The organism is Algoriphagus sp., from assembly GCF_029254265.1.
GTDB lineage: Bacteria > Bacteroidota > Bacteroidia > Cytophagales > Cyclobacteriaceae > Algoriphagus.
The window spans coordinates 1-14,129 of sequence record NZ_JAQWXX010000063.1 but is presented as its reverse complement, the minus strand read 5'-3'; the positions used below and the strand labels follow the sequence as shown (position 1 = coordinate 14,129).

The 14,129-nt window shown below is 31.3% G+C and carries 9 protein-coding genes; 5 read left to right on the top strand and 4 right to left on the bottom strand.

All coding sequences use genetic code 11. The features are described 5' to 3' along the window. Positions 1–73: 73 nt before the first annotated feature. Entirely contained in the window at positions 74–1,177 is a 1,104-nt protein-coding gene (locus P8O16_RS09390; RefSeq protein ID WP_300313722.1) for a ThuA domain-containing protein, read from the bottom strand. 1,389 nt (positions 1,178–2,566) lie between these two features. Here P8O16_RS09390 and P8O16_RS09385 point away from each other — a divergent pair. The 5 genes from P8O16_RS09385 to asnB all read left to right on the top strand — a co-directional run bounded on the left by P8O16_RS09385 (position 2,567) and on the right by asnB (position 9,073). Continuing rightward, positions 2,567–3,451, top strand: a complete 885-nt coding sequence (locus P8O16_RS09385) for a beta-1,6-N-acetylglucosaminyltransferase (protein WP_300313719.1) — start codon at positions 2,567–2,569, stop codon at positions 3,449–3,451. 24 nt (positions 3,452–3,475) lie between these two features. Beyond that, a complete protein-coding gene (locus P8O16_RS09380) occupies positions 3,476–4,873 on the top strand; it encodes an oligosaccharide flippase family protein (protein WP_300313716.1) in 1,398 nt (465 codons plus the stop codon). A gap of 303 nt (positions 4,874–5,176) precedes the next feature. After that, entirely contained in the window at positions 5,177–6,112 is a 936-nt protein-coding gene (locus tag P8O16_RS09375) for a hypothetical protein (RefSeq protein ID WP_300313713.1), read from the top strand. A gap of 85 nt (positions 6,113–6,197) precedes the next feature. Next, complete coding sequence (locus P8O16_RS09370) at positions 6,198–7,154, top strand: glycosyltransferase family 4 protein (protein ID WP_300313710.1); 957 nt, start codon at positions 6,198–6,200, stop codon at positions 7,152–7,154. 74 nt (positions 7,155–7,228) lie between these two features. After that, on the top strand, positions 7,229–9,073 hold the full coding sequence (gene asnB / locus P8O16_RS09365) for an asparagine synthase (glutamine-hydrolyzing) (RefSeq protein WP_300313708.1): 1,845 nt from the start codon (positions 7,229–7,231) through the stop codon (positions 9,071–9,073). Positions 9,074–9,102: 29 nt separating this feature from the next. On the opposite strand, the gene P8O16_RS09360 is transcribed toward asnB, so the two are convergent. The 3 genes from P8O16_RS09360 to P8O16_RS09350 form a co-directional block, all read right to left on the bottom strand. Beyond that, positions 9,103–10,131 (bottom strand): DUF354 domain-containing protein, encoded by a 1,029-nt coding sequence (locus tag P8O16_RS09360; protein ID WP_300313704.1) that lies wholly within the window; start codon positions 10,129–10,131, stop codon positions 9,103–9,105. 69 nt (positions 10,132–10,200) lie between these two features. After that, positions 10,201–12,558, bottom strand: a complete 2,358-nt coding sequence (locus tag P8O16_RS09355) for a tyrosine-protein kinase family protein (protein ID WP_300313701.1) — start codon at positions 12,556–12,558, stop codon at positions 10,201–10,203. A gap of 49 nt (positions 12,559–12,607) precedes the next feature. After that, positions 12,608–13,315, bottom strand: coding sequence for a polysaccharide biosynthesis/export family protein (locus P8O16_RS09350; RefSeq protein ID WP_367182807.1), 708 nt, complete (start codon positions 13,313–13,315; stop codon positions 12,608–12,610). Between the last annotated feature and the right edge of the window lie 814 nt (positions 13,316–14,129).

Below are 14,129 nucleotides of genomic sequence, written 5' to 3'. Positions count from 1 at the left end.
AAAGAATCCAAAGCCACAAACAAAAAGACCTCTACCAACTGCTTCCATCAAACTGGAAAGAATACAGCCTTACCTAAAACCTCTTAAATTCAAATATGGGTTCGTCGGATGGATACGTTAGACTGCCATAAATCTCACCAGTTATGTGCAAAATTGGTTCGCCATCAACTCCTTTTTCAATTGAGAAAACATTGAGAGGGTCATTATTTAACCCCAAGGCTTGACCTTGTCTAACATCCTTTTGTTTTGGAAACTCAAATGGTAAGGTGACTGATTCATGAGGTACTCCTAGGTATTTATCCCAATGAGTAAGATCATAATCCAATAAGTTTTGCCATGTTTTGATCTGTTTGATTTCATACTTACCAGCAGACCACTGAATACTTTTTTTGAGGTGCTCGAGGTAAATGGGATCTGAAAATAGCTCTTTCGTATGACCAATTCCAGTATACACTACTCTACCTTCGAACTTTTGATGCGCCCAAGCAATTGGGTAGTTTTGGCCTGTTGGACTTTTTTCGGTGATTGAACTATCATCTATTTCCATGAGTACCATTGCATGTGGTTTAAGGGGCTCTTTAAAATAATACCACTCATCGGTCAATGTCCAAACTTCATCCAAGTGATTGATCGATGGATGATGAGTCTCTTGATGGACCTTTAGACGAGCCTGCTGAGTCGGTTGATGGCCTAAAAATTGTGCAGAAATAAGCTCTTGATAAAATGGCCAATCATATTCGGTATCTGCTGCAGCATGAATTCCTAAAAAGCCACCCCCGCTTTTAATATAAGATTCAAATGCAGCTTCTTCTAGTTCGTTTAAAATATCTCCTGTAGTATTAAGAAAAATGACCACATCAAATTCTGATAGGAAAGGAATATTAAAAAACCTAGAATCTTCGGTGGTTGTCATATTCCAGTTTTCTTGATCGGATAAAATCCGAAGTCCTTTTAGGCCTTCTGAAATATTTTCATGTCTAAAACCTTCTGTCTTAGTAAAAACCAATACGTTTATGTTGTTGTTTTGCCTGTTTTCTTGGGAGATTACAAAAGGGTTTGTCGAAAACTTCAATTCAGCCTCTGGATTTGATGATTTTAGTGTCTGTTGGGTTTCTTGATTAGCACAGGAAAAAATAAAACTAGTGAGGATCACAAATAAAAGTGCACTTCTTTTCATAGTTTTTTTGACATGGATTAGTTCCTTAAGTTACAAAAAGTACTGCAATTTGGATCTGATTCAATGATAGTTTCAAGAACTGAGAAAGGCCAGATGATAATCAACCTCCTTTTATTAGAGGCAATCCTTATTATGGTAGGAAAGAGGGGGTTTTAGTTTAATAAATAGGGATGGTAAAGTAAATTCTGAAGGAAAGAACATGAGTATAAATTCATAAATCAGGAAAATAAAAAGTGGTAGTGTGAATCAATAGTTTGGTGCGATATGGATGTTGATAGCGAAGTCTAGAATTGTAAGTTCTTTTGACTGGTAAAATTGAGTAAATAGCTTTTATCATTAAAAATGGATCAAAATGTACTATAGATTTAGACTTATTAGAGAGTAAAGTACGGAATGTTCTTTGCTGGGTTGAAAGAAGGATATCAAGTCAGTTGAAGTTAAGAATTCTTCCCAAATTTCATACGAGGTAATTTTCCCTGTTATTTGCCTATAGGGCTCATTTGATGGATTGAAAGGTGTCAATGAGAATAGGTCCGTCATTAAAAAGTTGATGGCAATGATCAATTTGACATGTTAGTAAGGTAGGTATTAGTATTTATTCTTTAGTTCACTATAATGTTTGGAACTAAATTCCTTTAGGGTTTTCTTTTTTTGATTAAAAAAACCAATTTTGATCAACTGGTCAAAGAAGTCATTAAGGACATATAAGTTGTTTACCCAACAGCCATTTAATTAATAAGCAATTCAAATAGAAAATCATTCAATACTTGTTCCGGTACCTTTTGAAGAATTTTGATATCGATTATTTTTGATAGATGGATTAAATTTTATCCTTTAAAAATAAAAAGTTAGAAATTTCTGAATTAATCCAGTCATATTCTACCATAAATCTTTATTATTTGCATTCTGATATATAGGTGTAGTCAAAAATCAGTATTTTACGACGATAAGTGTCAAATTGGTCAGATTCCCATTTATCGATTAATGATAGCCAGTCATTTCCCCTCTAAAGGGAAGCATAAAAGATGTTTGAAATAATTTCGAAATGAGTAGGGAATTGTCTAAGTAAACTTCCTTGATGTCAAGGAAAATTAGTTGGTCTTTTTGGAATATTAATTGAATGCCTTTTTAAAGGTGAAGAATGTGCCTGAATGTAGTATCGTGGTAAAGGGGGAGTTCATTTATCCTTTGCAATTGAATGGGGTTTTGCTCACGAGAACTACCCAAGTTGATCAGTTGACTGGAAGAAGGATTTATGAAATAATTAATCTGATCATTGGTAAATATTATTAAAATTATATTTTATGAAAGGGGAATATAAAATAATTTCCAATCATATAGTAAGTTTTATTATTTTGTGTAAAATTATATTAATCAATAAAAATAAATATGAATAAACATGCAATTCTTTTAGTCGCTTATAGGAATATTGAACAGATCTATGAATACATAGATTTGCTTGATGAAGATTTTTATTTTTATATCCATGTAGATAAAAAATCGAATATTTCGAAAGAAAGAATTGAGAAATTAAGAGAAAATAAAAATGTAAAATTTGTAGAGAGTTTGTATAAAGTAAATTGGGGAGGGAAAAAATTCATTGAGGTATTATTATTCCTAGCAAAAGAGGCTTTGAAAGATAAAAATATAAAGTATTTACATACAGCCAGTGAATCTGATTTACCATTAAAATCGCCTAAATATATTAAAGAATTTTTTATTAAAAATGATGGTAAACAATTTTTGGATATTTTTAGCCTTCCTGATGATCGTTGGCCCAATGGAGGTTTAGATAGATTTGACAAATATCATTTTTATGATCAATTTAATGCAAAAACTAAAATTGGTTTTAAATTAATTATGTCTCTTCTTAAATTGCAAGATATTTTCGGGATTAATCGAAAAAGCACAAAAAAAATGCCTCCTTTGTATGGTGGGAGTACATGGCTTTCATTATCATATTCTTGCATGGAATATGCAGTAAATTTTTCTGAAGAAAACCTTGACTTTATGAGGTTACTTGAAAACACCTTTGCTCCTGAGGAGATTTATTTTCAAACAGTTTTGATGCAGTCTCCATACAGAAATGATTTAGTTAATAAGCACTTATTTTATATCGACTGGGAATTCCGCAATGGCAATAGTCCTGCACATTTGGACGTTTCAGATTTAGAAAAACTAAAAGTCTCTGAGAAATTGTTTGTAAGAAAGATTCAAGCTCCAATTTCAGATGATTTAAAAGCCGAATTAATTAAATATCTAAAAACTAAATAAAAAATTTGTTTTTAGTAAATCGTTATGATAAAAAGTATTATCCAACATAAAGTTTTCAAGAATTTTTCTTATTTAACATTAGGGACTGCGATTTCACAAGTTCTAAGTCTTTTAGCAGTTCTAAAAATAACTAAAATTCTTTTACCTGATGATTATGGTTTGTATACTTTTATCATTGCTCAAGGTGCATTATTATTGACAATTGCTGACTTAGGTGTTCAAACTATTATTGTCAGGTCAATTGCACGTGAACCTGAAAAAACGAATGATTTGGTAGTTAATGGAATTTTATTAAGGACCTTAGCTTTAGTTTTGGTTAGTGTTCTTTATGTCGGGTATAACTATTTTTTGGGTAATCTTACATTATTAGAATTATCCTTAGTTTTTTTATTCTCTCTGATTTCCTGTGTAGGTAAGCTTTTTGAAATTGTTTATATAGGTAATCAAAAAATGTTGCCTCCGTCAATAATTAATTTAGTTTATGGTTTTATTTGGTTTGCATTAGTTTTTCTATTACCAAATTCTTTAGTAACTATCAATAATCTGATATTTGCTTTTTTGGCTATTAACGTACTTAAGAATATAACCTTTTATTTCGCTTTGAAGCGTCATAAACTTTTAATAGGAAAAGTTCAGAATTTTTGGTTATCCTCAAAAAATCTTGTTTACGAAAGCTGGCCTTATTTTGCTTTGACTTTAGTAATGCTTCCGTATAGGAAGTTTTCTAATAATTTTCTTGATATTAATTCAACCATCGAAGAGGTTGCCTTTTATAATTTGTCAGATAAGTTTATTGGGCCAATATCAATGATTCTTGATATTGCTTTGATCGCTATTTTTCCCAATCTTTCTGCTCTTTGGGTTTCGAATATTGCAAAATTTAAAAATGTGATAAGTGAAGGGTTTAAGTATTATATGCTTCTGGGTATCTTACTTTCTTTTTTATTCACGATGTTTGCTTATGAAATTCTAGGTTTTCTTTTTCCACCAAGTTATTTGCCCGCAGTTATTGTTTGTCAATTGCAAATTTGGTTTTTACTTTTATCCTCAATTGATAGTATGATTGGAACAATTCTTGGTGCAACAAATAATGAGAAAAAAATCCTTAAGTTAGGAATCATTAATTCACTTTTTTCTACTCCGATAGTTTACTATGGAAGTAAATTTGGAGCTATGGGATTATCGATTGCTTATTTAACCACCTTCTCTATTTTTCAATTTTATATCTGGTATGTTTTTAAGAAATCAGTTGGAATTAATATTAAGGATAAGGTTTTAATGTGGGGATTAGCAATTGGCTTGTTTATCGTATCCTATTTCTTAGTTGTAGATTTGAATTTAATATATAAGATATTGATAGCTGTCTTGGGGGTGTTAATTAGTTTGAAACTTGTTGTTAAAAATTTCTCTTTTAAATTATAGATGAAAGATAGGATATACGTTGTTTTTATTATTTTATTAGTTCCTTTCAGCCTCAAGTTTTTTGATGCTTCCTTTATAAGTTCGTCTATTTTAAATTATTCATTTATTTTATTTATATGGCTTACAATCTTTTTATCTATCCCTTATTTTTTTAAAATTAAAAGTGTTTTTTCAATACCTATTTATCTGATATTTTTTTCTATCATATTTTCCATGGTTATGGCTTATTATTCATGGGACCAAAATTTTTTCCATAGTTTCATTGAAACTACACAGTATATGATATGGCCTTTATTTTTTTTCATGCGGTATCATAATATCTCTGTTAAAACTTTAGAAAGAATAATTTTATTTTTTGGATTGGCTTATGCCCTTCTGTTTTTTTTTCAATATTTAAATCAAGGTGTTGTTCTTTTTGGTAAGCCTTTGTATGGAGATGAATGGACTGAGGATAGAGGTGTTATTCGGATTATTTTTCCAGGTGCTGGCATTTTTATATTATCACTTTTTATTTCTATTAATAAATTAACATCTTCGAAAAATCATCGTTGGTTTTGGCTGGTATTTTCTTCTCTCGGTATTATTATTCCTGTAATGCAAGTGACAAGACAATTTATTGTTGGTGTTTTGTTAATGTATTTAATTCATTTACTGAATAATGTTTCAATTCCTAAAAAAGTTGTAATAATTTTCCTTTTTGTTTTAGGAGTTGGGCTGGCTATTAACGCTGATATCCCAATGGTTGAAGGTGTTATAGAAGCTCAAGAGAGAGACTCGAGTTTAGGAAAGAAATATATAAGAGTTTTAGCTGGGGAATATTTCTTGTACGATTATTCTCCAAATGAAATTAGCGGTGTTTTTGGAAATGGTGCTCCTTATTGGGGGATATCTTCATATGGTAAATTTAATGAAAAGTTAGGTGATGAAAGGGGATATTATCTTTCTGATGTCGGTATTATAGCAGTTTATGCTATGTTTGGAATTTTTTCAATTTTAGGTTTTATAATTATTTGGTTAATTAGTTTCTTAATTCCACTTCCTTCTGAATATCAATATGCAAAATATTATTTATGGTATATTTTGTTTACAAGTTTCACTTGGTATTCCGTTTATCATTACCATTATTTAATTTCAACGGTTTTTGCCCTATATATTTTTCAAAAAGGTATTGACCAATCAAAAAGAAAAATTGTAATAAAGAAATTGTTAAAAACCTTAATTCAGGAAAAAAAAAGATAGATTCTAATGATTTGTTAAATTAGGATTCTTTTTATTTTCAAATTATTTATTTTAAGAGTTATTTTAATGCTTAATACCTATCCTTATGAAAAAAATATTGTTTGTGACTAATATGTATCCTACTTCAGATCATCCTTTTTTTGGTATTTTCATAAAAGAACAAATTGATGCTTTAAAAAAGTCTTTTGTTTTTGAAGAAATAATTTATTTAATAAATGGATTGCATAAATCTAAATTGGAATATTTGAAAAGTGTTTTTATTGTTCCTTATTTAATTAAAAAAAGTAAACCTGATATTGTTCATATTCATTATGGAATATCTGGTTTGTTTTTACTTTTTTTTAGACCTAATATTCCTGTATATCTCACTCTCCATGGTTGTGATTTTCAAGATCATGGAGATAATAAATTCCAAGTTTGGATAAGTAAACTCATCGCGAAAAAAGTAGATCAAATATTTGTTCAAAATCAAGAAATGAAGGAATTGGGTTTACTGATTAATCCCAATACTGAGATTCTAACCTGTGGTGTTGATACGGAGTTCTTTAATTCTGCACTTTCTAAATCTATTTCTTTCCCAAAAAAAGTGATTGTATTTCCTAGTAATCCAGATAGAGAAGAAAAAAATTTTCCGCTTTTTTCAAAAATTGTTAATCAACTTGAAACTGAGCTTAAAGATAAGGTTATTGTTAAGTGTATTGATAAAATGACAAGATCTGAAATTAGAGATTTATTGTCTTCGGCAAACTGCTTGCTTATGACATCTATTTCTGAGGGATCTCCTCAAGTTATTAAGGAGGCTCTTTCTTGTGGTTTGCCCGTAGTCTCTGTACCAGTAGGTAATGTTAGTGAAATGATAGAAGGCGTTCCTAATTGTTATGTTTCTTCGACTTTTGAAGTTGATGAACTTACTAAATTGGTCATTAAAGTTTTGCATGGAAAGAAAGAAGGAATTAGAAGTTCTTTTGTTGATAAAAATATATATGATAATAATAATATTGCCTTTAGTTTAGCTAATTATTATCGAATACCTAAAATTTAATGCTCTTTTCATTAAATAGATTTTAATATTAAAATATTTTAATAAATTTAGTAAATTCTTATTTCGAATCTTGTATGTGTGGTATTTTAGGATCTGTAAATATAACTTTTAAGCAACAATTGTTGGATCAAATTAAGCATAGGGGTCCTGATGATTGGGGTATTGATAATTTTAATCTAAAAAATCATACTGTTACTCTTGGTCAAAGAAGACTTTCTATTTTAGATTTGTCTCCTGCAGGTCATCAACCTATGATTTCAAATTGTGGTAATTATGCTATCATTTTTAATGGTGAAATTTATAACCATCAAGATTTAAGGAATACATTAAGCAAAGAATTGAATTTTAAAGGTCATTCTGATACAGAAAGTATACTCTATTACTTAATTGAAAATGGGATTAATGGGGTTAAAGATTTTAACGGAATTTTTGCAATTGCTTTTCTTGATCTTAAAAAGGGTCTGTTGTTTTTAGCCCGTGATCCATTTGGTGTAAAGCCTTTGTACTATTATGAAAAGAGTAAAAAATTTATATTCTCTTCTGAAATTAGACCAATTAAATCCGAAATGGAATTAAAGGAACTTGATAAGGATGCCCTTTCTTGTCTTTTAAGACTTCGTTACAACCCTTCTCCTCAAACGCTTTATAAAAATTTAAGAAAAATTCATCCTGGTCATTTTATAAAGGTTGACTTAAATTTAGAAGATATTTCTATTTCGGAAACGCCTTATTTGGGGAGTAAATCTTCTCAACTTTTAATCTCAAATAAAAATAATGAAGTCTTAAATTATGGTTATTTTTTTCAAAAGGCAATAAAAAGGCAATTGCTTTCTGATGTTCCTGTTGGGATTTTACTGAGTGGGGGAATAGATTCAGCTATGGTTGCGGCAGTTGCACAAAAGCATTCAGATGTACCACTGAAAGCTTTCACCATTGGATTTGAGGGGGATCATTATGAGGATGAAATTAATGATGCTTTTAGGACTGCAGAAATTTTAGGTTTGGAGCATCATGTTAAAAGGATTGGTTTTGATGATTTTTTATCAAAATTTAAAGAATGTGCTCGGATTGTGGAAGAGCCACTTGCTACTACTTCAATAATACCTATGTATTATTTATCAGAATTAGCTTCTAAACATGTGAAGGTTGTTCTAACTGGTCAAGGGGCCGACGAACCATTGGGAGGATATCCGAAATATAAAACAGAACTTCTTTTGCATAATATTCCAGGAATTATTCAGAAGGTAATTAAGAGTATTCTCTCTGGTTATCATTTTAAAAATGAAAAAATTTATAGAGGTGCAAACGCTATTGGGATCACAAATGAATTGCAAAGATTTTTAAAGATTTATGAAGTTTTTTCAAATTCAGAGATTAAAGAATTGATAGGTCTTCAAGACACTACTAGTATCGATAGAGTCAAATATTTTTATGACATTCTTGAATGTAGCAGTAAAAAGCATAGTGTTGAAAGAATGATGGCTATTGATACAAGGATGAATTTAGCGGATGATCTTTTGAATTATACTGATAAAATAACAATGAATTTTGCCTATGAATGCCGGGTTCCTATTCTTGATTTAGAATTAGTTAAATACGTTGAACAACTTCCTTATCAATCAAAATTGAATTTTTCTAGTGGAAAATTAATTCATAAGGCATTTGCCAAAAAATTATTACCTGATGAAATAATTAATAGGAAGAAAAAAGATTTTTCTTCGCCTACTAGTTATTGGTTTAAATCCGAATCAGATTCTATAAAAAACATTTTGTTGGATAATAAGACTCTTTTTGGAGAAGTATTTAATCAGAAGAAGGTTGCAGAAATTATTATGCAACACGAAAAAGGATATCCTAGAGAAAAACAAATTTTCTTACTCCTGGGAGTTTATTATTTTTTGGAGAATTTTAATTCTTAAATAAAGTCTTCTGAAAACTAAAAGGATGCTTATTTTCTTTTTATTTGAAGATTTATGATGTTTTCCATTAATAATTGATAGGCATTTTTACCTTTTTTTAGGAGTAAATCACCAGAGGATTTCTGCTCAGATCCTGATATTTCTGACAAAAGTTTTTCGGAACTTAATTCCGGGATATGTTGCATATAACCGTTATCAATCAAGAATTTGTCAACACCTAAAAGATCACCTTGATATACCGATATGGTAGGTATTCCAATCAATGCCATTTCTCGAGTCATAGAGCCGCCTGCACCAACAAATAATAAACAGTCTTTTGCGATTGTTGTAAAATCTAAGGGTTTATCAGGTACTGAAATCCCTTTGAATTGTGGGGCTGTATAGTGTTCAAACTGGCTTTTTTCTCTAACTAATAATATTATATTAAAACTATCCTTTAGATCTAGAAGTAAGTTGTCAAGGAAGTTTGTTTTACCTTTATAATATTGGGCAGTTTGGGGCTCAGGCCTTATATATATTGTTTTAGGTTCTGATTGTTTTCTATGCTTGGTTATTTCTTCGCCTTTTTCCCAGAGATAAATACCTTCTTTAATCCCTGGGTATAAACTCGTTTTTTTCTTTGATGCTCCCTGTTTTAAGGCTTTCTGAATTGGAAAGTTTTCTGGAAGAATGATTTTTTTAGCAAAAATAAATGCAGGGATATTGCCTAACGCATGTTCATTATCATTTGTGTAAAGCGAAGGTATTCCGAGGATTCTTGCGGCTAAAGGAAGATAAAAACTACTTTGGCCCGCAGCTGCATCAATTTTTTTATTTTTCAAAAAGCTAACAAGCTTTCGAATTCTATTTGGGAAACTGGCGAGTTTATTTACTAAACCTTTTTCTGCCCTATCACCAATTATAGTAAACTCCCACTTTTTTTGTTTTAGGATTTGAACAGTATTTGAGGAGTCTCTACAGGTCAAAATAAATGTATGTCCTTGTTGGGAAAGCCCTTCGATAATGGGCTCAAAAAAACTGACTTGCGGTGTGTTTATAAAATCAATCCATATCTTCATTTTGTTTCCATATCTTTTTATTAAATCTGTGTTTTATAAAGACATTTTATGATTCTTTTAAAACCGTTTTTATTGTTGATAATATTTAGCTGAATTTTTACCTCCATATCCATAGATTATTTCAGCTTTTGCATCATTAAGAACTAACAGAGGCTGCTTGAATTTTTTGTTTTTGCGTACATCCTCAATTGTTTTGATCTGCAATTTGCTAGAATAATTATACCTAAGTACCATAATGGTTACATCAGCAAATTCTCCGAAAATAAACGAGTCAGCCACTAGTCCTATAGGTGGAGAATCTATGATTATGTGATCGTAAGATTTGCTTAACTCATTGAATAGTTTTTGGAGATTTTCTCCCATCATTAGTTCTGCTGGGTTTTCCGGGATTTTACCACAACCTATAATATCTACATTCTCAACTGATTCCAATGGATGAATTATCTCTTTGATTTGCATATTGGACGAATTAAGATATTCTGAGATTCCTTTTGTTGTATCCATTCCTAAAGCAGAAATCAAGGCAGGTCTTCTGAGATCAAATTCTAATACTACCACAGATTTGCCAGTCATTCCAATGGTCACAGCCAAATTCAAACTGAAAAAAGTTTTTCCCTCTCCACTTATAGAGGAGGTAACAAGTATAGTTTTGTTTGGCTTTTTATAAGTTGAGAATGCCAGGTTAGATCTTATAAATCTAAATTGCTCTGAAATTAGGTTTCTTTTATTCTTAGAAATTGCTCTTATCCCATCAGTGGCTTTGTTTTTAGATATTTCCCCAAGTATTGGAGTGTTTGTTAATTTCTCAACATCTGATTTGAATTGTATTTTTTCTTCCCATTGATCTTTTATAAAAATCAAGCCAAAAGGAAGGGCCATCCCCATGATCAGGCCAAAGGCAAAAACTATTTTTTTATTCGGTTTTACCGGGAACTCAGATGAGATTGGTTCTCCTATGGTTTTGGAGTTTCCAACTGAAGCTGCTGCAAGTGTGAGCATGGCTTCTTCTCTTTTTTGGACTAGAAGGAGATAATGTTGTTGTTTGATACTCTGCTCTCGGTTAATATCCAATAGTTCTTTTTCCATAGTAGGAACCTTTGATGCTCTGCTTTGGAATTGGTTGGAGGTTGATTCTAGACTATTTTTTGATATGATCAATCCGTTTTTAATGTGCCCTAAGTTTTCCACAATGCTATTCCTGAGACTTGCAAGCTGCTGGCTAATATTTACAACAATTGGATTGTTAGGTTGTGTTGTCCTAAGCATTCTCTCCCTATCCTGCGAAAGTCTATTGAAATCTGAAATTAGCTCATTTAAAGTAGGGTCTGTAACAGTTAGCGTTCCGGGTACTGTTTCGTACTCATTTCCGTTTCTACTCATATAAGTCTCTATAGATTCAAGTACATCAATCTGGATCGATAGGTCTGCTAGTTGTTGCCTGTTTGTTGTTGTGCTATTTAGATAAAGCTGAGCCTCTGCTCCAACATCTGTTATTGAATTACTTAGTTTATATTGTTCAGCTTTGTTTTCAATTGCATCAAGTTCTTCAGTAAGTCCAATAAGTTGCTCATCGATAAAGGAAATCGTGTTTTTTGCGGTTATATTTTTTTCATTATCTGCTTCACTATTGTAAACTTCTATAAGTTTTTCAATTAGGTCTCTTCCTTTTTTAGGATGTTCTGAAAGGATAGAAAGTTCGATTACACTGGCTAATTTGTTTACTATTTCCACTTTAAGATTTTGTGCTTCGCCTCTTGCCACCGAGGAATCTAAGAAGGAAATTCTAATAGGCTCACTGGATACGTAATCTGAAGATGGGATGAATTCTAGATTCCGGTTTATTGAAAAGGTACCATAGAAGTTTTGAATTTTCTGACCGAATTTAAAGTTTTGGGTTTGTCCGGAAGGATTGATTAGTTGGAATTCTTCTTCATTTTTGATGATTATGTTGACGGTGTTATCATCAACCTTGAAGAATTCATTTTTTTCAAAAGTAGTTAAAGTAAAGGGTACTTCACTTCCGTATATCTCTTTCCATCGATATGGTCCATTGGGAATAAAGTATGCTGTTGAAAACCCAAGTTCATCAAAGGCTTTGATCATTAAGTGCTCTGCTCCCAGAACCTCTACTTCGTTCTCAACAGATGAGGTTGAACCGTATCCTTTAATGTTTGTAAGCACTGCATTAGAGTTAAAGTCGGAACCTTTGTTTTCATCTTTGAGGAGCAGAGTGCTTTTTATTTCATATTGAGGAGTTGCAAAATAGATATAGGTAAGTGCTAAAGACATGCATAGAAAAAGACCGATAGCAAACCAGTACCATTTCTGAGAATATTTGAAGAAAATCATTTTATAACTAAGCTGATCACTACTATTCTCCTTTTCTTCTTCTTTTTCAAGTTCCTTGAGTAGATCTTTAATTTCCATGTTTGGTCTTAGTTGTCAATTATTATTGGCCGAAGTTTTATCAACAAATTTAAAATATATTATTGAAATTAAGTATCAAAACAGTAGCTAGAGTCAGGGCCGTACTTATCAAGGCTACTGTAGTTGGGTTATTGTCTGCTTGGATAGACTTAGTTTTAAAGGGCTCAACATAAACTATATCATTCTGTTGAAGGTAATAAAATGGGGAGTCAAGCACGTTTTTTTCATTTAGATTTAACCTATTTGCACTTCTCACTCCATCTTTTTCCCTAATTACAAGGACATTCTCCCTTTTACCGTAAGCTGTCATGTCACCTGCAAGTCCAAGGGCCTCGAGGATCGTTATTTTTTCAGTGGGGATTATAAAGGAGGAGGGTTGCTGTACTTCCCCTATGACAGTGACTTTAAAGTTCATAAATCGAATGTTGATGATAGGATCCTTCACATATTCATCCAAAACCTGCGTGACTTTTGTAATAGCTTCCTGTTTGGTAAGCCCGCGAAGGTTTATTTTCCCAACTACTGGATAATTAATGAATCCATCCTTGTCGACAAGATAATTCTCATTTATCGGAGAGGAGACTACCGTGTTGACATTTCCTTGAGAAGGCATAATCACTCCTGCATTGAATAGCATATTTGATTCTGGATTGAGGCTTGTTACTGTTATGCTTAGCAGGTCATCTTCTTGTATCCTTGGCTCCGATAGTGTAGTGATATTTGAGGAATAGCCATTGACTGGATCTAAATCAGACAAATAAACTAGGTTTCTTTTTGTACAGGAAAAAAAGAAAAGGGATGTAATTACAAGGGATAGGATAGCATTTTTCATACAGAATTGTATAATATTTGAGAAGAGGTTGATTGACAGAATTCTTAATTTGATAGGATATTTTGTGAAATAAAGATAATTCTTGTTAACTGATGAAATATAAATAGCAGAAAATAATTTAAGCATTAATTAGTGGAAAAACCAATATGAATTGATTTCCATCAAGTCTTTCGTATTTGTTGATCAATTGCCACAGTAATCAAGGTGTCAAAACAGATTGTTAAGTGTTTAAATTGTACCAATTTAAAAGGTTGGCTAAGTAAGGATTTTTTCTAAAGTATGGCTTTCAATTGCAATAGATTTTTTTCTCACTAGGCTTTATGCTTTCTTTTAGATTTAAAGGTTGAAAGTTTATCCTGAACTACAATAAAATCTGTTTTAACTCTACTCTATATATGGTATTTAAATACAATTTTATGTTATTTAATATCGTATAATCTCTTTATGGATAATTTTTGATTTTAAGTTATCTATAAACAATTTACTGCTTTTTCAAGTAAGCTTGAACTATCTAAAAGTTTGACTCTTCACTAGCCTTTGCATAGTTTAAAACCCTTAGATGAATGCAATTGGTTTATAATAAAACAACGAAATCCTTTTGTCAATAATAAATTTTGTACAATATGTATATCCGCAAATGCACCAGTAGCCAAATAAGTTAGAAGTGACAGCCAGTGACAATCGCTTTCTTGCGGTCTTAACGGGTACTAAATTAGGTCAAAATAAACGGTTTTGACCA